Here is a 20087-nt window from a genome sequence, read left to right on the forward strand (position 1 = left end):
CTCGAGTGATTGTCAGTTGAGATGTGGCATATCTTCGGCTACGAAGTCGCCTACGCGCTCTTCGAAGAGTGGCGGGAGCAGCCAGTTCCCGGCGGACAACCGGCGACGTAGTATGAGCTGCGAGCGTTGCTGAACGACTCGGAGCTGCCCGTACTTCTGAGGTAACTGGCTGGAGGCGGATGTTCGGCGGATAATATGCACAGGTTTATCATGAGGTCCTAGGGCAACTCTCCCTACCAGAGTTTCCCTACGCATCCGGAGGGCGTGTCGAGGCCGTCCCTAGGTCCCAGACCGACGATAACCAAGAAGAGTCCCACTGAACCGCCCCACGATGACTGAATACCTCGAGCTGGAACGACGTTTTGGACTGTTGACCAAATACTCGTTCAATGACCTTCTGTCCCTGGATACCATGAACCGCAAGGGCCTGGACTGGAAGCAGCTTCTCGCCGGACGCTTCTCGCTCATCACCGCTCGTGCGAACTTCGGCAAAACATTCGAACTGCGAGCCTGCGCGCAGCGTCTCCGTGACGAAGGAGGGCATGCTGTGTTCGTTGCCCTTCACCGGCTTCTCGAAGAGCCCGACTTCCACATCGCTCTTGAAGCGACCGAGGCCAACGCGTTCGGAGCATGGGAGGCTGCGCCCACCAAGCGATTGCACCTATTCGTTGATTCGCTGGACGAGGCGGTGTTGGGTCGGGAGTCGGGTCTCCAATCTGCACTTCGTAGAGTGTCCAAGGCGGTCGGGCGCCCCGGCGCGGATGTCAGTTGGATTCTCTCGTCGCGCCCCGCTACGCTCACGCCGTCCGTCCTTGAGATTGTTCAAGCAGAGCTTGGTGCAACGCTCTATGTGGGCGATGCGAAGGATGAGTTGCCCGAGGATACATCAGAAGAGGTGGAAGCCACCGATGCTCCGAGCGCGAGACTCTCCGCGTTCGACGCTGGCGGCACGGTCAATGCGAAGTCCGTTCCGAAAGAGCACCTGAAGGTCTTCAGATTGCGTCCTCTGTCAGGGAGGGCGGCCAAGCTGTACCTCGAGAATCGACATGGTGTTGCTGACGGCAAGGTGTTGCTAGACGCTGCGCGGCGTTTCGGCTTAAATGACCTTGCGGATGGGCCGGGAAGTCTCGACATTCTGGCTTACGTCGATCCGGTAACCAATCCGCCTGGCGATCTAACCTCCGTCTTTGAGCGGATGGTTACAGGCGTCCAGGCTCAGCAGCGCTCGGACCACCGCGAATCGCTGGTGGGGCGCCCTTCCCCGGGGAGCTTGGAAGAGGCCGTGTCGAAGCTCGCTGCAGCTTCGGCGGTTTGCCAGTTGCCAAACATGGAGTTGGCTGCGGATGCTCTCAAGGCTCGGGATGGGGTGCTGTCGTGCCGGCCACTCGTAGGATCGCTGCTCTCTGAAAGTTCATTGACGTATCTGCTCGGCTCGAGACTGTTCATCGATTCTGGGCAGCATCAGGTCAAGCTTTACCCCGAGCAATTGCTCCCGTACCTCGCGGCAAAGCGCCTCTCGTCCCTAGTTCAGTCTCCCGAAGACGCGCGTAGGCTTATTGCCGCGCTGTCGTGGCGGGCGGCGACGGGTGAGTGCGGAGTACATCGGGCTTATCTAACGGTCGCCGGTTGGCTGGCGACATTCAATGTTCATTGCAGGTTGGAGTTGTTGGAGGTTGAGCCGCAGGCCGTTGCATTCTTCGGTGACTTGCGGAGTGCACAGGTTCCGTTGGCCGACGCGAGCGAAGCGCTGACGCGTAGTTTGGAGAGGCTCGAAACTTGCGGCGACACGCTCGGACGAAACCAGTTCATCCTGACGGCGGAGAACTACTGGCAAGCCGCGAAGCCCGGAATTGAGCCGACGCTTCTAAAGGCCTACGACAGCGTTGGCCCTAACTGGCACGCCCGACTCGCGCTTCTCGATATCGCTACTTACGCTCGTCTCGACGTCTTCCGCGACAAGGTTTTGTCCGAACATGGCAATGATTACACGAAGCTGCTAGGAAACTCCGCTGAGCTCGTGTATCTGATGTCTCTCGAGCGAGATGACGATGCTCAAGCACTCGCCGATGCAGCGAAGGCGAGCCCGCGCCTGGAAGAACGGACGCTTCGGCTTCTTCTTGGCGAGCTCGCGTGGAAGACCTTTGATGCCACAGCGATTGCCGAACTGGCGAGCAAGCAGTACACGCGCAAGGGCGGTGGCGTTAATCTCAGCTGGGCTTTGACGCACGACGTGGCAGACTCAGCAAGCCCTGAGCAACTTGTGGCGCTGACTGAGGGGTTGTTAGCCCACATGGTGAAGCACTTTGAGGCGAAGCGTGCTGGGCAAAGCGAGCGGTACGACAATTTCGCGGAAGCTGTTGAAGAACTGATTGCGCTCGTGGTTCGATCCGGGAGTGTCCCTGTTGAACGCGTCACAAAACTTTGCCTGACGTACTACACGGCGTACGGAAAGTACCATTTTGGAAGCGCCAACCAGGCTGAGCTTCGCACAGCACTGAAGCAGTCTGACGCCGTTCGGCAGAGCCTACTTCGGGCGGTCATCGCTCACAGTGATCGCACCCCTAATGGGATCTGGCTGACATTCGTTTCGTATGGGATGTACTGGCTCTGGCAAGACGGCGATGAGGAGGCGCTTGCCGAGCCTGGATTTACCGAACTGGTGACCACGCAGAAGAACAACGCTGCTGCGCAGGAGCCGGCTGTTCACCTCCCGAAAGCGAAGCGAGACAGGCTGGAGTTGGATGAGGCTTCCAAGGACACGCTTTTGACTGAAGTTGATAGTGTGCAAGATGGCTCGAACACGAACGCGCTTGCCTGGATTGCTAGTTGGCTGAGCCAAACAACTCACAACTCACGCTACGGCGAGTGCGATTTCTCGGCGTTCGAGAAGGCGGCGGGCCCTGCGCTTGCGAGCGCTGCCCGTGCCGGCCTTAGCGCTATCTGGCGCAAGCGCGCCCCCGAATTTGTTGAAGCCGAGCGCAACACCACGTACTACGTGACAGTCGCAGGCCTTCAGGGACTTCATCTTGATCTTGGGGATGGAACCAAGCTCCCCGCGCTATCCGACGCCGAGGTTAAGCAAGCACTCTCCTACGGTCGATTTGAAATCAACGGCTACCCGAAGTGGTTCTGGTCGGTTGTGCACGCGCATGAGGCGGTAGCCCTCCAGGAATTCCGCGAAGTCCTGGCTGCAGCAGGCGCTGGCGCGGTGTCGGCCGACAAGGCCGATACACTCATTCGGCACCTTCCTGACTCGCCGCCATTCGTTCAGCGCGGCCTCGGTGGCGCGGCATGGACGTTCGCGACAGGCTCGGCTAGCGTCGACTCCTATGCCTTGGAAGCTGCTCTGACCTGCGCAATGGGCGACGGGGGAAGCGTTGACCAAAACGCTTTCGAAGGCGAGGCTTGGTCGCGCATGTCAGGAGCTTTTCGGGAGCCTCTGCCTACCATGGGTACCGTCACCTCGCCGGAGAATGCCGAGCAGCAAAAGACGAGGAGTGAGTTTGAGGCCCGCATTCACGAAATATCGCGCCTAAGGTCAAACGCAGTTGTATGGGGCGTGTTCTGGCTGTTGAATTACCCATCGACCTTCGGCGCGCGGTGGGAACGCTGGCGTGCATCCAAACAGTGCGTCGCAGAGGAGTTCATGTTCGACCTCGCCGCGTATATCGGCAAGGATCGTCAGAACCGTTTGAGGGCGGCAGCGGAGCGAGGTATGGACGGCCTGAAAGCACTCTCAGCGCTCTATGAGTGGGTCGTGACCGTCGTCCGCGAATCCGAGGACACGGTTCACGAAGATGGGCAGGCGTATGACGTTGGCGCTCGCGACAACGCTCAGCGTCTCCGCGATTCGCTGCTGCCAGCGATTTCGAGTGCCAGGTCTCAAGCGGCCTACGAGGTGTTGGATGCGCTTCGAAGGAAGTCTACGGGCGCGCCTGCAAAGTACATCCGCCACTTGCAATTTCAGATGCGCGAGGAGGAAGCATATGTCGCTCCGGTAGCGCAGCAGAACTACCCCAAGTTCGAGCGTGATTTCGCGCCGGCGGTGACAGGCTTCACGCAGTTCGCTCAAGCCGTGCACAACGACTTGCTTGCGGTGAAACGCGATATCGAGCAAGGCGAGTTCAGTCTTCGGCGATTCTTCAGCCGAGTGGTCATGGAGCACATCAAGACAGAGACCGAAGGCTTGGCTCTCGAGGAAGACTTTCAGGCGCTACTCGGAAGCGAGCTGAACCATGCCAGCGGCGGCCGTTATGGAGTGACGCTGGAGCCAATCCTACCGGAGGCGACCCGCCGCGATGTACTGTGTCAGGTCGGTCAGATGCGAGCCACAGTTGAACTCAAGATGTCCGAGCGTTGGACGGTGGCCGACTACCTCGTGTCCTTGGCGGCGCAACTGAAGGGACAGTACATGCAAGCCTCGGATTCGAAGATTGGCTTCTTCGTCGTTGTGCATCAGCGTCATCGGAAGTGGGACAACCCTGCGGGAGGGGAAGTCAACTTTGCGGGACTGATTAGCCTCCTCGAAGCGGAAGCCTTGAAGCTGCAAGCCGCAGACCCAGCGCTTTTCTTGCGTGTCGTCGGTATCGACGCTGCACCCCAGGCCGACTTCCGAAAGTCGATGGCAGCAACGAAAGCCGCCATTAGTGGGCCAGCCAAATATGCCAACGAACGCGGCAACACCTGGTCTGGAAAAGGTCGTCGACCAAAGTGGCTGAGGGATGCCATCGCCACGGGGAAGACACTCAACGACTTTGAGATTGGTCTGCCTACAGCTTGAATCGAATCGGCAATCTGCGCATTGTAGGCCTTGTTCCGAGTGCGTGAGGATTCAGAAAGGTGAAAGCATTTGGACCCCCGGATAGCTGCTAGCGTGCCGGAAAGGGACCGTGCGCGACTGACCACTTCTCGCCGATCTCTGCGCTTCCTTGCCAGCCTCTATGGTGTCAAAGGCGAATGCTGGCCGGCAGGCGCTAGTTTGCCGACGTCGGCTTATGCCCGGCCAACGCTTTCGGCGCTATCGTTCCAAAGCGCCCATCAGAATCGCGCCGGCGATTGCAGTTGACCACACAGACCATAACGTCGGACGTTCGACACACTTCAATGTAGACGATCAAAAAAGTCGAAATGCGCCATCTAGGCTGGCCATCGCATGCTTATGGAGGGACAAATACAGCATTGGAACCGTCACACAACGACCCGTAGCAGCGGAAAGCGGGATTTGACACTTAATCAGTGACACACTATGTTGCACAGTCGCACACCGGCGGTGCCGGCCTGATGCAGGGGAACACTCCCGCCAGGTCACCCTAAGCAGGTTCCCATGCCTGGCCCAGTGACCGGATGCACTCATCCACGCTCAGTTCATGCAGGGACTCGCGCGGCAGCGTCTCGCTGGCCGCGCGTGTCAGGACAGCCAGCACGGGTGGCTTAAGGCGCACCAGCAGCAGGCGCTGGCCCTTGGCGGCCACCTCGGACGCGAACGTATGCAGCGCCTCGATCGTCGAGCCATCGATGTCGGGCGTCTCTTCCAGGCTGAAAACAAGCGTATGGAGCGCCGGCCCCGCTGCCTCGCGCAGGTGTCGCGCCCTGGCCAGCATGCGTTCTGCATTGGCGAAGAACATCGGTGCTTCCGGCCGTACGATCAACACGCCCGACAGAGTCCGGGCCTCAGGGTGAGCCGCGATGTCAACGTAGTCGTGGCTGGAGCCAAGGCGTCCCAGTTCGCTGACTCTTGGCTCGGAGAAATTACGCAGTGTCAGCATCAGGCTGATCCCGATTGCCGCCAGCAGTCCGTCGAGCACGCCTAGCAGGAGCACGGCGACACATGCCGCGACCACCAGCAAGCGGTCGCGGCGCCATGCCCAGTAGGGCCTGAATGCATCGAGACGCAAGGTGTGGCTCACGGCGTGTATCACGATGGCCGCAAGCAGGGGCTCGGGCGTGCGTGCAAGCTGCGGCAGCAGCGCGGCTACAATCAGCGCGATGACTGCTGCGGCGCACCAACCCGCCAGGCGAGACTGCGCCCCTGCAGCTTCATTGGCAGACGTGGCGGAGTAGCCTGCCCCGACTGCCATGCCATGCAGCAAACCGGAGCCGATATTGGCCAGGCCCAGTGCGACCAGGTCGCGGTTGGGGGAGGTCACATCACCGTACTTGAGTGCAAAGCTGCGGATCGAGCCATACGACTCGGCATACAGGATCAGCACCAGCGCGAAGGCGAGCTCGCCAACGCGCAACCACTGTACGCGCTGCAGGTCGGGCAGGCCGATGGTGACGTTTGCCAGATCGATCGCGCCGACTTCGGCAATGCCGTAGTGCGTCAGATCGGTGGCATAGGCGGCTGCGATGCCCAGTACGATCACCACCAGCGGCCCGGGCACCCGCCGCAAGCGCGCCAGCGCGATCAGCAAGGCCAGCGCCGCCAGGCACGCGGCGAGTGCATTGAGGTTCCATGCCGCCGATTCGTGCAGGAACTGGTAAGCGAAACGTGGCAGGTCGCCATGCGTCGGGTGGATGCCGGCTACGCCTGCAATCTGCTTGAGAATGATGGTGGCGGCCAGGCCGAACGTGAAGCCGCGCAGCACCGGCTTGGCGATGAAGTCGGTAATGCCGCCCAAACGCGCCATGCCCGCCAGCACCAGGAAGACACCGGCCAGCGTCACGAACCCGGCGGCGAGCGCCAGCCGAAGCGCGGCATTGGCACCGCTCGTCGACAGCGTGGCCGCGGCCAGCACCGCGGCGGAAGAAGAGGTGGCCGACACCACCGCGAAGCGGCTCGTGCCCGCAATGCCGTAGATCACCAGCCCGACTAGCAGGCCGATCAGGCCAGCTTGCGCAGGCAGATTGGCGATGCCTGCGTATGCAACGGCTTCCGGCAGAAGCAGACCGGCAATAGAGCAGCCGGCGACCACATCTCGCCCGAGACGCTGGCTTCGCGTCAGCGCCACGTCATTGGCCCTGGCGGAGTCCGGCGGGGTGGATGAACCAGGGGCATCAGGCGCAGGACACATAGTCAGTGTAGTTGGGGCGGTCGGCGGTCCGCCTATTCTGCCACTGCTGGATGCCATCAGAATGATTACCGCGTCATGTGCTCGGATCTCCCTTATGACGAAACCCCGGCGCATCCGCCGCAGGCCAGGCTGGCAGGCGATGTTGCAGCGGTCCGCCGCTTGATATTGCGCAAGCGCGCGCCCCTTATGCCTTGCGGAACTGGCCGCCTGCTATGCGCCGCCCGAGGGGCCGTTTCTAGCGGACACCCATGCCGGGCTCGGCTTTCGGCACGCCGGTGATGCGGGCAACGCCAAGATCGACCAGCCAGACCAGCAGCAACGTCACGCCCGTCATGGGAAAGACCAACCCCAGCAACCCCAGTCCCGCCACCCAGGCACGCATCGGAGGCAACGCGGCAGGGTATGACGGGGCACCCAGGGCGCGGGTGGGCTTGCGCCGGATCCACATGATGAAGCCGGTCGCTGCGAGCCCCATCAGCCCAGGCGAAATTGCCGCGCAGAGGATCTGATTGGCAATGCCGAAATAGCGGCCCATATGCAGCGAGGTGCCATACGAAATCGCCTTGGCCACGGGGCCATAGTCGACGTACCGGATGTCCTTGACGACTGCGCCGTTGTACTGGTCGATATGCAACGTGCGCTCGCCCCTGGGATCGCTGGGGAAGCATGACACCGTAAAGACCGCCTTGCTCGCAGCAGGGAGCGCAATCTGACACCCGGCCACTGCGCCATTGGCCTGCATGGTGGCAAGCACGTGGTCCCGACAGCCAAGGCGGCCTGACTACGGTTGCGTCGCCGTGTCACATGGCATCGTAGTCAGACGGCGTTTATCCTCACGGCCAAACCAAAAACATGGAATGTGCCAGCACCCTTGGTGCAGATTCACAACCATAAGAAATGAAACGAGCCAAACCTTGGCGCCGCGCAGCGGTGCTTCCTGCCGCTGCCCTGTCCGGCGTTGCCCTGGCGCAGGCTTTGCCTGCGGCCGATACTGAAGTCCCCACGCTGCCAACCATCACCGCCCGAGCCAATGCCGAAGGCTCGCTGACGGCGCCAGGCTTGGCGCGGCAACGACAATCGCTGTTTCAGTCAGCGGGTTCTGTCGGCTTTGTCGACGCTGGTTCCTACAGCAACACCTACGCGTTCGACTTGCGTGATGTGCTGAAGGACTCGCCTGGTGTCTATGTCCAGGAGCGCTACGGGCAGGAGCTTCGGCTGTCGGTCCGTGGATCCGGGATCGCGCGCGGTTATCACACGCGTGGCATCGAAATCCTGCAGGACGGCGTGCCGACGAACTTTGCCGACGGCAGCGGCGACTTCTACCAGATCGATCCGCTTGGGCTGGCTGCGGCTGAGGTCTACAAGGGCGGCAACGGGCTGGCCTACGGCAGCACCACGCTCGGCGGCGCGATCAATTTCACCACGCCCACAGCGCTGACAGCCGAGTCCCCTGACCTGGTGCGGCTTGACGGCGGCAGCTTCGGCACCGTGCGGGGCAGCGGCCAGGTATCGCGCCAGATCGGCGCATGGGATTTTCTTGTCAATGGCACGCTCAGCCACTCGGAGGGCTATCGCAATCACGAGCGCGGCCAGTATGAACAGATCAATGCCAATGTCGGCTACCGTTTCAGCCCCGCGGTTGAGACGCGCTTTTACTTCGGCGCCTATATTGTCGACCAGTTGCTGCCTGGCGCGCTGTCTCTCAATGCTGCATTGAACACCCCGCGCATGGTGTCGGCCAGTGCGCTTGCCGGCGACCAGGCGCGCAACACGCGGACCGAGCGCGTGGCCAATGTCACCAGCGTCAGGCTGGAGAACGGGCAGATCGACTTCACCACCTGGGGCATCCACAAGAGCCTGTACCACCCGATCTTCCAGGTGATCGACCAGGATAGCTGGACCTATGGCTTTGCGCCGCGCTACACGGGCCAGTTCACCGTTGCCGGCCTGCGCAACCAGGTGATCGCCGGGCTGCGCTTCTTTGGCGGCAACAACGACGCACGCCAATACGTCAACATCAATGGCGGTCGCGGCGCGCAAACGCTCAATTCAAGGCAGGATGCCTACAACTACGAGGCATACCTGGAAGACCGGCTCTATGTGTCACCCACCGTGGCCCTGATGGCTGGCGCGAAGGCGTACCGGAACCGGCGCGAGTATACGGACTACGGCGGGTTGCCGGCAAATCCGACGCCAAAGGCCGATGCCACCACCTACAGCGGTGTGAATCCGAAATTCGGCATGATCTGGGAGCCAAGGAAGGAGGTCCAGGCCTTTATCGACATTACCCGCAGTGCGGACGTGCCTGACTTCTCCGACCTGAACCAGACCATCGGCACCACGCAGCGCTTCGTGCCGCTTGCCGCGCAACATGGCTGGACGATCGAGGCGGGCACCCGTGGCCAGCACGATCGTTTCGGCTGGGACCTTACCGTCTATCGCTCGCTGCTGCGTGACCAGTTGCTGCAGTTCACGGTCAGTCCCGATGTGCCTGCGTCGACGTTCAATGCCAACAAGACCATCCTGCAGGGGGTTGAGTTGGGCGCCAGCGCCGACGTGCTGCGCGACGTGATCGGCAAGGGCGACAAGATCACCGTGTCGCAACTGTGGAACTACAGCGATTTCCGCTTCGATAACGATCCGGTCTACGGCAACAATCGCATTGCCGGCGTGCCGAAACATGTAATGCGCACGACGCTGGCCTACAGCCGTGGATCGCGGCTGCGTGTGGCGGGCACGATCGACTGGGTGCCGACCGGTGCCTACGTGGACTACGCCAACACGCTGAAAACGCCGTCCTATGTGCTGTTCGGGATCGAAGCCAGCTACGAGTTCGACCGCGGTGTGACACTGTTCCTTGACGCCCGCAACCTGGCCGACAAGCGCTACATCAGCGACTTCAGCACTGTCACCGATGCGCGTACGGCAAATACCGCGGTGTTCTATCCAGGTATTGGCCGGGCCTTCTATGCTGGCGTGAGGTACAAGTTCTGATCGTGGCCGCCAGCTTCTGCAACCGCTGATTGATCCCCAAGCTGCCGGACTTCCCTGGCAAGTATCGGGGCACGCTGATCAATGTATCGTCGCGCGTCGGGCACATCGAACTGGAGACGAGTCCGCAGGAATAGCCGGACCAGGCGCGAATGCGGCAACGGATCTGGCCGGATTATCCAATGCAGCCATGATCGCGTTGCCGAACCGGCGCGCGCCTGTCGCCGGGTGCCGCCGAAATCAGCGCAGCGGCCAGGGCCTGGCCGGCGCGCCCAGCACGGGCTCACCCAGCAGCGGCGTCGACAGGGCGTAGGCGCCGTTTTCGGTAAAGGCCCAGATGATGTTGCGGTCATACTCCGTGTAGATGGCGAAGACGCCCTTGCCAAGCGTGTATGACGGCAGCTCCTTCTCGTCGGCAAGCGCCGGGATAAAGTAGCCGGCAATGGTCGGCCTGGCCGGGTCCTTCACATCGTAGATCTGCACGCCTGCGTTGTAGAAGGAATACGGCACCACGCCCTGCCGCCAGCCACCGGGCTGCCCGATCGCGTTGGCGCGCTTGGGGCCGTAGTTGCCGCCGCGCTGGCAGAAGCTGGTGAAGGGCGCGCCGGGCGGGATCTCCGGCTGCGGCAGCTTGGCCGCCACCTTCAGGCGGGCAGGGTCGCGCGCGTCGACGACGAAGATGTCCTTGTAGGGCTCGTAGCAGTCACGGTTCATCGGATAGCCGTTGGTGAACACGTAGCCCGTGCGCGCGTACTGGCTGACGTCGGCATTGTCGAACTCCGTGCCGGCGAAGCTGGGCGGCGTGTTCACGTTGCCGAGCAGCTTCGGCCTGGCGGGATTCGACAGGTCGAAGGCATACAGGCCAAGTCCGCCCATCGCGCCGAAGCCGATCTTGCCGCCCGACTCCAGCGGTTTGGGCAGGAAGATCGGATTGCGTGCGCCCATCCAGGAGGTCCGGTTGCCGGCGCGCGGGTTCATCAGGTAAGCCTGCTCATGTTCCTCGTTGCCAAGGATCTGGCCGGGCACGGCCACCTGCGACACGAAGGCCGGATTGGCGGGGTCGGACATGTCCCAGACCTGGTAGCCCGGCGAGTACAGGTAGTTCGGGTACTCGGTCAGCGCGTAGCTGTCGTCCGGCGCCGCCGCGACGATCATGTACTTGCCGCCGTAGTACTCGGGGGCGTCCAGCGAGCCGGAGCCCTGCTGCTGGCCGATCGGTGCATCCGGATGCTTGTAGTCGGTGGTTCGCGTCGCAAGCAGTTTCCATTGGCTCGGCAGGGGGCCGTCCATGGCAAACACCTTGAAGCCCTTGAGCGAGTTGTACTGGCGCTGCGCTGCGACCTTGTCGGGCTGCTCCATCTTTTCCGTCATCAGGCCGTAGCGGCCGATCTCGTACGAAGCCACCATCACAGGCTTGCCCAGCTTCTTGCTCCAGGCGATGGTGGCGCCGCCGAGGTAGTTCTGAACTGTGTTCGGGTCGTATTTCTCGCTCGATCCCTTTGGCCCCCACACGCCGCCTTGCGAGTAGACGACCTTGCCATGGGCGGGGTCGGTCACGTCCATGATGCGCAGGTAGTCGCGGTCATGGATGTAGAGGTAGCGGCGGCCCTCGAAGTCGACGACGTTGTTCCAGGCGTGGAAGGGCGAGCCGACACCCGGGTAGAACGCCAGCACCTTGACGTTCCTGGCGTAGCTGTTCTTGTCCCAGGTGTCCATTTCGCCGGGAAAGCGCATGCCCTGGTGGACCTCGGGGGTGGCCTTGGGCCAGATGAACTTGCCGGTGGCGGGATCCATGCCGTAGTCGACGCCGGGCTTCAGCGGGGCGGGCCGGCGGTCAGGGGTCAGGCGCAGCCATTCGGCCAGGTACGGATCCTTGATGTCGGGTTTGCCGGGCGTCGCCTGCCCCGCTGCGGCAGCGTCGGTGCCGGCGGACATGGCCGCGGGCGGGAGCAGGGCGGCTGACATCAGTGCCAGGGCCAGGGCGCAGCGCTTGGCCAGGGCCGACTGGCGATACTGGTGTTGGGGACGATGCATGTCTTGTTCCTTGTCAATCAGGCGGTGCGGAGCGGGCCGGGGCAGGTCCGCTGGTATCGGCGATCAGAATGCGTGGCGGATGCCCAGCTGGAAGCCAGAAGGATTCTGGCCGGGGCTCGGATTGGACGAGAAGGTCACGGGGTAGGCAATCGGCACCGTGTTCTGGTTCTGGACGCGCGCGTAGGTGGCGTAAAGGTCGGTGCGCTTGGACATGCCGTAGATATAGCCGACGACAAAGCCCGTGGCGCTGGTGATGCTCTTGTTATTGTTGTCGTGGCGGTAGACCACGCTGCCATAGACCCGGTTGCGGCCGTCGATATTCCAGCGCGCGCCAAGCTGCGCATCCCATCCGCTCGACTGGAACGCGACATAGGGCGGATACGCGTAGTAGCCGTTGTAGGTGTGGAAGATCGCGGTCGGCTCGAAGCCGCCGATGCGGTAGACGGCCGAAAAGTAGTTGTCGCGCGAGGATGGGATCTGCGCGGCCTGGCGGATGTTGCGTGTGTACTGCAGTTCGCTGACAGCGCCGAGGAAGAGCGGGCCGTTGCGGTAGTCCACGCCGATGCTGAGGAATCGGCCCGCGCGTGTCGTGTCTTCGAGCCCGAACGCGTACATCACGCGGCCGGTGAGGCCGTAGAAGCTGGGCGTCTTGTACTGGACCGCGTTGTCCACGCGATAGGACGCATAGAAGAACTCCATGTTGTTGACCATGCTGTAGGCAGCGGCCCAGCTCGGATCCGCGTAGCCCGCGATCCAGTACGATGGCGTGAACTGCCGGCCCAGCGTCACCTCGCCCAGGTCTGTGTTCTTCAGGCCGACGAATGACTGGCGGAACTGCGCGGCCTGCACCCCGGTGTCGGCGGCAAAGGTCGGCTCGATCGTGAACACGGCCTTGTAGCCGCCGCCCAGGTCCTCGAAGCCGCTGAGGTTGAAGCGCGAATTGTTCAGGCCGCCACTGGTCATGCGGGTGACACTGGCCGGGCCGGATGAGACCAGGTGTTCGATGTTCAGGTCGACGTAGCCCGACAGCCAGACAGCGCCATCGGCGCGGGCACCGCCGGACGCGACCAGCATGGCGCCGATCACGAGTAACTTCTTTTTCATTGTGTCTCCGAATCTTGCCGTTCTTTTGTATCGGACGCGGTGCTGCCTGCACTTCCCTTGACCGCCATATGGCAGGCGTCGCCCGGGGCATGTTCCTCCAACCCGTGCAATTTACATCACATGTATACGCGGGGTAATGAAATGATACATGGCGGCAAATGGTGTATTCTCATGATTTCTTTTTATACACACTGCGGGTTTGGTTATAGCGGGTTGACCCGTACAGGCGCAGCCATCCGCCGGGCAGCCGGCGCAGAACCAGAGCTTTCATGTCCAGCCGCCCCAACATTGCCCTGAGCGACGTGATGCTGCGTCGCCTCAAGCTCAAGCCGTTGCTGATCTTTGACCGGGTCCTGCAATCGAACTCCATCCTGCGTGCCGCGCGCGAGCTGAACCTGACCCAGCCGGCGGTCACCAAGGCCATCCAGGAACTGGAAGTCGATCTGGAGGTGCAGCTGTTCGAGCGGTCCAACCGTGGCGTAGTCCCCACGAGCTACGGCCTACTGCTGGGTGAGCGCGTCAAGGCGGTGATCGCCGAACTGCGCTACCTGACCGATGAACTCAATGCCTTCCGCTCGGGCGAAACCGGCCATGTCATTGTCGGCACGTTGATTTCGGCCTCGGCGCGATTGTTGCCGCGCACGATCGCGCTGATGAAGGCGCGCCGCCCGGGCATCCTGGTGACTGTCCGCGAAGCCCCCACCGACAGGCTGTTCCCCGCGCTGGCGACCGGCGAGCTCGACCTCGTAGTGGGGCGCCTGCCCGAAAGCGACCTGCCGCTGGCCCGCATGTTTGCGCTGGATCATTCCGCGCTGTATGACAGCACCATGTGCGTGGTGGTGGCGCGCGGCAATCCGCTCGCGGCGCGCCCCGATCTGCGGCTGGCCGAGCTCGCGGCCGAGCCGTGGATCTTGCCGTTGCCGGAGTCGCCGGCCCGGCTGGCGGCCGAGCGCATGTTCGAAGACGCCGGCCTGCCGCCGCCGGGGAACCTGGTCGAGTCGCTGTCGCTGCTGACCAATATCGGCCTGATGCAGGACATGGGGGCGATCAGCCTGATGGCACGGGATGTGGCCGAGCACTTTGCCCGACTCGGGGTGTTGTCGGTGCTGGAGCTTGGCGGTATCGGCATGTTCGGCACCATCGGCTACTCGGTGCGCAGCGACCGGGCGCCGACACCCGCCGCACGGCAGTTCATCGAATGCCTGCGCCAGGCCGCGGAACAGGCCCTGGAGTCCGCGCCGGGCGGGCGCTCCAGCCATGCCAAACCGGAATAGCTGGAGTCGGCTTCTTCATTATGCAGGCCTGGGGGGCGTCCATATACTGGTCCCCGCTGCGCACCCCTTGTCCAATCCGCGCAGCGGGGAGACAACGCCGTGCCAGCGCAGAATGTTCCGCAGATCCGCCATTATGTCGACGGTGAATTCGTCGCCACGGCGCATGCCTTTGCCGATCGCAGCCCGGTGGACGGGCGCCTGGTCGCCAATGTTTGCGAAGCCGATGAGGCCACGGTCGACCGTGCCGTTCAGGCCGCCAGGCGCGCGCTGGCCGGACCGTGGGGCCAGCTGGATGTACAGCAGCGGGCCGCCGTCCTGCACCGGATTGCTGACGGCATCGAAGCCCGCTTCGACGACTTCGTGGCGGCCGAAGTGGGCGATACCGGCCGCCCGCTTGCCCAGGCGCGCAGCCTGGACGTAGCCCGGGCGATCACCAATTTCCGCACGTTTGCCGATCTCGCCAAGACGGCCAACACCGAACTCTTCGAGACCCCTACCGCCGACGGTGCCGGTGCGCTGAACTACACCGTGCGCAAGCCGGTCGGCGTGGTCGGGATCATTTCGCCGTGGAACCTGCCCTTGCTGTTGCTGACCTGGAAGGTCGCGCCGGCGCTGGCCTGCGGCAATACGGTGGTCGCCAAGCCTTCCGAGGAGACGCCGGCGTCGGCGGCACTGCTGGCCGAAGTCATCCATGCGGCCGGCGTGCCGGCAGGGGTGTTCAACCTGGTTCATGGCTTTGGTGGCGGGTCGGCCGGTGAATTCCTCACGCGCCATCCGGACATCGATGCCATCACCTTCACCGGTGAATCGAAAACCGGCAGCACCATCATGCGGGCGGTGTCCGACGGCGTGAAGGAAATCTCGTTCGAGCTGGGCGGGAAGAACGCAGCCGTGGTGTTTGCCGATGCGGATTTCGATGCTGCCGTGGCCGGTGTACTGCGGTCATCCTTCACCAATGCGGGCCAGGTCTGCCTGTGCTCTGAACGGGTGTTTGTCGAGCGGCCGATCTTCGACGCCTTTGTCGCGGCGCTGAAGGCCCGCGCCGATGCCTGGCGCATCGGTTATCCGGACGATGCCGAGGTCGACATGGGGCCGCTGATTTCCCAGGGCCACCGCGAAAAAGTGCTGTCGTACTTCAGGCTGGCAGTCGAGGAGGGCGCCACCGTGGTGAGCGGCGGCACGGTGCCGGTGTTCGGCGATGCCCGTGACCACGGTGCCTACGTGCGCCCGACCATCTGGACCGGCCTGCCGGACCACGCCCGCTGTGTCACCGAGGAGATCTTCGGCCCGGTCTGCCATATCGCGCCGTTCGACCGCGAGGACGAGGTCATCGCCCGCGTCAACGACAGTGCCTATGGCCTGGCCTGCGCGCTCTGGACCACCAACCTGGCACGCGCCCATCGGGTGGCGCGCCAGATCCGGGTTGGCCTGACCTGGGTCAACACCTGGTACCTGCGCGACCTGCGCACGCCCTTCGGCGGTGTCGGGCTCTCCGGCCTGGGCCGCGAAGGCGGACGGCACTCCCTCGATTTCTATTCCGAAGTGGCCAATATCTGCATCAAGCTCTGAGCGCGAACCATGGACGACACCAAACCAATGATCCGGCAGGCTGCCGAGCGCCTGTGGCAGGCGCATGCCGATGCCACGCCCTGTGCGCCGGTGCGCGACTGCATCGGCGAACACGACCTGCCGGCCGCCTACGCCGTGCAGGAGATCAACACGCAGCGCTGGCTGGCGCAGGGGCGCCGGCTGGTTGGCCGCAAGATCGGGCTGACCTCGCGCGCCGTGCAGCAGCAGCTTGGCGTGGACGAGCCCGATTTCGGCATGCTGTTTGCCGACATGGCCGTGACGGAGGGCGAGGAGATCGATCTCTCGCGTGTCCTGCAACCGAAGATCGAGGCCGAGATTGCGCTGGTGCTGGAACACCCGCTCACGCATGAACGCCACACCATCGCTGACCTGCTGGGCGCAACGGCCTATGCCCTGCCTGCCGCCGAGATCGTGGGCAGCCGTGTGGCCAACTGGGATATCCGGCTGGTCGACACGATCGCGGACAACGCCTCCAGCGGGCTGTTCGCGCTGGGTTCGCGCCCGGTGCGGCTGGCGGACTTCGACATCATTGGCTGCGGCATGGTGATGGGGCGGCGCGGTGAGCCCGTGTCCGTCGGCGCCGGCGCGGCGTGCCTGGGCAATCCGCTGCGCGCGGCGATCTGGCTGGCCGACACCATGGTCCGCGTCGGCCGCCCGCTGCAGGCCGGGGACATTGTCATGACCGGCGCGCTCGGGCCGATGGTGCCGGTTGCTGCCGGCGATGTGTTCGATGTGCGGATCGAAGGGCTGGGCGCCCTGACCACCCGCTTCGGCAAGCCTGCCGGGGCGATCGGGGAACAATGACATGGCAGATAGCAAATCAAGGCGCATCAGGGCGGCCATCATCGGCTCCGGCAATATCGGCACCGACCTGATGATCAAGATCCTGCGCCACGGGCAGCACCTGGAAATGGGAGCAATGGTCGGCATTGATCCCGCGTCCGACGGCCTGGCCCGCGCCAGCCGGCTGGGCGTGCCGACCACGCATGCGGGCGTGGAAGGATTGCTGGAGATGCCGGCCTTTGGCGATATCGGCATTGCATTCGATGCCACCTCGGCGGGCTCGCACATGCATCACAACGCCTTGCTCCAGCGCCACGGCGTGCAGGTCATCGACCTGACACCGGCGGCGATCGGTCCGTATGTGGTGCCGGTGGTCAACCTCGAAGCCCATCTCGACGCGCCGAACATCAATATGGTGACCTGCGGCGGCCAGGCGACGATTCCGATCGTGCGCGCCGTGGCGCAGGTGGCACCCGTCAGCTACGCGGAGATCGTGGCGTCCATCGCCAGCCGCTCGGCGGGGCCGGGCACGCGCGCGAATATCGATGAGTTCACCGAGACCACGGCCAACGCCATCGTCGAGGTCGGCGGCGCGGCACACGGCAAGGCGATCATCGTGATGAATCCTGCCGAGCCGCCATTGCTGATGCGCGACACGGTGTTCTGCCTGACCCGCGCCGATGCCGACCAGCCGGCCATCCGCGCCTCGGTGGCGCAGATGGTGGCCCGGGTGGCGGCCTACGTGCCGGGCTACCGGCTCAAGCAGGACGTGCAGTTCGAGCGGATCGACCCGGCGCATCCCGTCAATGTGCCCGGCCTTGGCCGCACCGGCGGGCTCAAGGTCTCGGTCTTCCTGGAAGTGGAGGGCGCGGCCCACTACCTGCCGGCCTATGCCGGCAACCTCGACATCATGACTTCGGCGGCGCTGGCCACCGCCGAACGCCTGGCCGCGCGGCGGCTGGCGCTGCGCCAGGAGGCCCTGCAATGACGAAGAAGGTCTACGTATCGGACGTGACGCTGCGCGACGGCATGCATGCCATCCGCCACCAGTACAGCCTGGCGCAGGCCGTGGCCATTGCGCGGGCGCTGGATGCGGCCCGCGTGGACAGCATCGAGGTGGCGCATGGCGACGGGCTGAACGGCGCCAGCTTCAACTACGGCTTTGGCGCGCATACCGACCTGGAATGGATCAGTGCGGTCGCGGCGGAGCTCAGGCATGCCCGCGTTGCCACGCTGCTGATCCCGGGCATCGGCACCATCCACGACCTGCGGGCCGCCTACGACGCCGGCGCGCGCACCGTGCGCATCGCCACGCACTGCACCGAGGCCGATATCTCGCGCCAGCACATCGAGTACGCGCGCAAGCTCGGCATGGACACGGTGGGCTTCCTGATGATGTCGCACATGACGCCGCCCGCGGCGCTGGCGCAGCAGGCGAAGCTGATGGAGTCGTATGGCGCCGAATGCGTCTATGTGGTGGATTCGGGTGGCGCGCTGTCCATGCGCGATGTGGCGGAGCGCTTCGATGCGTTCAAGGATGTGCTCGATCCGGCCACGCAGACCGGCATGCACGCCCACCACAACCTGTCGCTGGGCGTGGCCAACTCGATCGTGGCGCTGGAGCATGGCTGCGATCGGGTCGATGCCTCGCTGGCGGGCATGGGCGCCGGAGCGGGCAACGCGCCGCTGGAGGTCTTCATTGCCGCCATCGACCGTCTCGGCCTTAGCCATGGCACCGACCTTTACGCCCTGATGGACGCCGCCGATGACCTGGTGCGCCCGCTGCAGGACCGGCCGGTGCGGGTCGACCGCGAAACGCTGGCGATCGGCTATGCCGGCGTCTATTCAAGCTTCCTGCGCCACGCCGAAGCGGCCAGCGCGCGCTACGGCATCAGTACCGTCGACATCCTCGTCGAGCTCGGCCGGCGCCGCATGGTTGGCGGACAGGAAGACATGATCGTCGATGTGGCGCTCGACCTGCTGCGCCAGCGCGGCGCCCCGCTGCAACCTTCTTCCAGCCAAGCCGCATGAACCCGGACCTGATCTCCCTGCTTGCCGCCCGCCTGGACGACGCCGCCCGCCTGCGCGAGCCGATTGCGCAGCTAAGCGGCGACACGCCCCTCACGCTCGACGATGCCTACCACGTCCAGTCCGAATCGATCGCGCTGCGGCACGACCGCGGCGAGCGGCCGGTCGGCATCAAGCTGGGCTTCACCAGCCGCGCCAAGATGATCCAGATGGGCGTGGACAGCCTGATCTGGGGCTGCCTGACCGATGCCATGCTGTGCGAGGAAGGCGGCGTGCTGGACCTGTCGGCCTATATCCATCCGCGCGTGGAGCCCGAGGTCTGCTACCTCACCTCGCGCGACATCAGCCGGCCGCTGACCCTGGCCGAGGCGGGCAGCTACCTGGAGGCCGTCGCACCCGCGATGGAAATCATCGATTCACGCTACCGGGACTTCCGCTTCACGCTGGCGGATGTGGTGGCGGACAATTGCTCGTCGGCCGGGCTGGTGGTCGGTCCCTGGTCGCGGCCGGGCGACGCGCTGGACAACCGGGGCGTGGCGATGGAGTTCGACGGCCGAGCCGTGCAGCTGGGCAGCACCGCCGCCATCCTGGGCAATCCGCTGCGCGCGCTGGTGCAGGCCTCGCAACTGCTGGCACCGGCGGGCATGGTCCTGCCCGCCGGTTCGCTGGTGATGGCCGGGGCGGCCACGGCAGCCGAGGCGTTGCGCCCCGGCTGCCATGTCAGGACGCGTATCGGCGGCCTGGGGCAGGTCGAGTTCCTGACCGCGGGGCCACGGCAGGCAGACTATTGCGGAGGTGCGGCATGACCACGATTTCCACCGTCGTTGCCGGCATGGCCGTGCCGCGCGGACGTTTTCCTCACGTGAAGCGGGCGGGCGACTTCCTCTACGTTTCCGGCACCAGTTCCCGCCGCGCCGACAATACCTTTGCCGGCGCCAGCGCCGACGCCCTGGGCGTGACCAGCCTGGATATCCGCGAGCAGACCCGGGCGGTGATCCTGAATATCCGCGACATCCTCAAGAGCATGGGTGCCGATCTGGCCGACCTGGTCGACGTGACGGCCTTCCTGGTCAACATGAACGACTTCGGCGGCTACAACGAGGTCTACGGCGAATACTTCGACTACGACGGCCCGACCCGGACCACGGTGGCGGTGCACCAGTTGCCGCATCCTCACCTGCTGATCGAGATCAAGGCCGTCGCCTACGTACCGCTTGGCCGCGACGCTGCATTGCAGCCCGCCTGACCTCCGACAAGACAAGCACCACAA

12 protein-coding genes and 1 pseudogene are annotated in these 20087 nt (G+C 64.0%); 9 read left to right on the forward strand and 4 right to left on the reverse strand.

The features are described from left to right. The first annotated feature begins 331 nt into the window (after positions 1–331). Positions 332–4780 (forward strand): H-NS family nucleoid-associated regulatory protein, encoded by a 4449-nt coding sequence (locus tag ACREYQ_RS19245; RefSeq protein ID WP_432261783.1) that lies wholly within the window; start codon positions 332–334, stop codon positions 4778–4780. A gap of 529 nt (positions 4781–5309) precedes the next feature. On the opposite strand, the gene ACREYQ_RS19250 is transcribed toward ACREYQ_RS19245, so the two are convergent. Both ACREYQ_RS19250 and ACREYQ_RS19255 read right to left on the reverse strand, forming a co-directional pair. Further along, positions 5310–7013 (reverse strand): SulP family inorganic anion transporter, encoded by a 1704-nt coding sequence (locus tag ACREYQ_RS19250; protein WP_432262599.1) that lies wholly within the window; start codon positions 7011–7013, stop codon positions 5310–5312. A gap of 235 nt (positions 7014–7248) precedes the next feature. Next, positions 7249–7731, reverse strand: a pseudogene (locus tag ACREYQ_RS19255) (PepSY domain-containing protein); the annotation flags it as partial. A 179-nt stretch (positions 7732–7910) separates the two neighbouring features. Here ACREYQ_RS19255 and ACREYQ_RS19260 point away from each other — a divergent pair. Then, entirely contained in the window at positions 7911–10007 is a 2097-nt protein-coding gene (locus tag ACREYQ_RS19260; protein ID WP_432261784.1) for a TonB-dependent receptor family protein, read from the forward strand. A gap of 237 nt (positions 10008–10244) precedes the next feature. Here ACREYQ_RS19260 and ACREYQ_RS19265 read toward each other — a convergent pair whose 3' ends face one another. Beyond that, the gene (locus ACREYQ_RS19265; protein WP_432261785.1) at positions 10245–12038 is read right to left on the reverse strand and encodes a hypothetical protein; all 1794 of its coding nucleotides are present in this window, start codon (positions 12036–12038) and stop codon (positions 10245–10247) included. A gap of 63 nt (positions 12039–12101) precedes the next feature. Further along, positions 12102–13142 (reverse strand): porin, encoded by a 1041-nt coding sequence (locus ACREYQ_RS19270; RefSeq protein ID WP_432261786.1) that lies wholly within the window; start codon positions 13140–13142, stop codon positions 12102–12104. A 269-nt stretch (positions 13143–13411) separates the two neighbouring features. Here ACREYQ_RS19270 and ACREYQ_RS19275 point away from each other — a divergent pair, with 269 nt between their 5' ends. The 7 genes from ACREYQ_RS19275 to ACREYQ_RS19305 all read left to right on the forward strand — a co-directional run bounded on the left by ACREYQ_RS19275 (position 13412) and on the right by ACREYQ_RS19305 (position 20063). Next, the gene (locus tag ACREYQ_RS19275; RefSeq protein WP_432261787.1) at positions 13412–14416 is read left to right on the forward strand and encodes a LysR substrate-binding domain-containing protein; all 1005 of its coding nucleotides are present in this window, start codon (positions 13412–13414) and stop codon (positions 14414–14416) included. Between the two features lie 99 nt (positions 14417–14515). Then, positions 14516–15985 (forward strand): 2-hydroxymuconic semialdehyde dehydrogenase, encoded by a 1470-nt coding sequence (locus ACREYQ_RS19280; protein ID WP_432261788.1) that lies wholly within the window; start codon positions 14516–14518, stop codon positions 15983–15985. A 9-nt stretch (positions 15986–15994) separates the two neighbouring features. Further along, complete coding sequence (locus ACREYQ_RS19285) at positions 15995–16810, forward strand: 2-keto-4-pentenoate hydratase (RefSeq protein WP_432261789.1); 816 nt, start codon at positions 15995–15997, stop codon at positions 16808–16810. A 1-nt stretch (position 16811) separates the two neighbouring features. After that, a complete protein-coding gene (locus ACREYQ_RS19290) occupies positions 16812–17777 on the forward strand; it encodes an acetaldehyde dehydrogenase (acetylating) (protein WP_432261790.1) in 966 nt (321 codons plus the stop codon). Further along, the gene (dmpG, locus tag ACREYQ_RS19295) at positions 17774–18820 is read left to right on the forward strand and encodes a 4-hydroxy-2-oxovalerate aldolase (RefSeq protein ID WP_432261791.1); all 1047 of its coding nucleotides are present in this window, start codon (positions 17774–17776) and stop codon (positions 18818–18820) included. The genes ACREYQ_RS19290 and dmpG overlap by 4 nt, the downstream gene beginning before the upstream one ends. Then, complete coding sequence (locus ACREYQ_RS19300; protein ID WP_432261792.1) at positions 18817–19623, forward strand: 2-keto-4-pentenoate hydratase; 807 nt, start codon at positions 18817–18819, stop codon at positions 19621–19623. Before dmpG ends, ACREYQ_RS19300 begins: the two co-directional genes overlap by 4 nt. Further along, positions 19620–20063, forward strand: a complete 444-nt coding sequence (locus tag ACREYQ_RS19305) for a RidA family protein (RefSeq protein ID WP_432261793.1) — start codon at positions 19620–19622, stop codon at positions 20061–20063. Before ACREYQ_RS19300 ends, ACREYQ_RS19305 begins: the two co-directional genes overlap by 4 nt. Positions 20064–20087 lie beyond the last annotated feature (24 nt).

The organism is Cupriavidus sp. TMH.W2 (assembly GCF_050847365.1).
GTDB lineage: Bacteria > Pseudomonadota > Gammaproteobacteria > Burkholderiales > Burkholderiaceae > Cupriavidus.

Coding starts and splice junctions, on each gene's coding strand:
- ACREYQ_RS19245 (WP_432261783.1), top strand. CDS start 332: ATGACTGAATACCTCGAGCTGGAACGACGTTTTGGACTGTTGACCAAA.
- ACREYQ_RS19250 (WP_432262599.1), bottom strand. CDS start 7,013: ATGTGTCCTGCGCCTGATGCCCCTGGTTCATCCACCCCGCCGGACTCC.
- ACREYQ_RS19260 (WP_432261784.1), top strand. CDS start 7,911: ATGAAACGAGCCAAACCTTGGCGCCGCGCAGCGGTGCTTCCTGCCGCT.
- ACREYQ_RS19265 (WP_432261785.1), bottom strand. CDS start 12,038: ATGCATCGTCCCCAACACCAGTATCGCCAGTCGGCCCTGGCCAAGCGC.
- ACREYQ_RS19270 (WP_432261786.1), bottom strand. CDS start 13,142: ATGAAAAAGAAGTTACTCGTGATCGGCGCCATGCTGGTCGCGTCCGGC.
- ACREYQ_RS19275 (WP_432261787.1), top strand. CDS start 13,412: ATGTCCAGCCGCCCCAACATTGCCCTGAGCGACGTGATGCTGCGTCGC.
- ACREYQ_RS19285 (WP_432261789.1), top strand. CDS start 15,995: ATGGACGACACCAAACCAATGATCCGGCAGGCTGCCGAGCGCCTGTGG.
- ACREYQ_RS19290 (WP_432261790.1), top strand. CDS start 16,812: ATGGCAGATAGCAAATCAAGGCGCATCAGGGCGGCCATCATCGGCTCC.
- dmpG (WP_432261791.1), top strand. CDS start 17,774: ATGACGAAGAAGGTCTACGTATCGGACGTGACGCTGCGCGACGGCATG.
- ACREYQ_RS19300 (WP_432261792.1), top strand. CDS start 18,817: ATGAACCCGGACCTGATCTCCCTGCTTGCCGCCCGCCTGGACGACGCC.
- ACREYQ_RS19305 (WP_432261793.1), top strand. CDS start 19,620: ATGACCACGATTTCCACCGTCGTTGCCGGCATGGCCGTGCCGCGCGGA.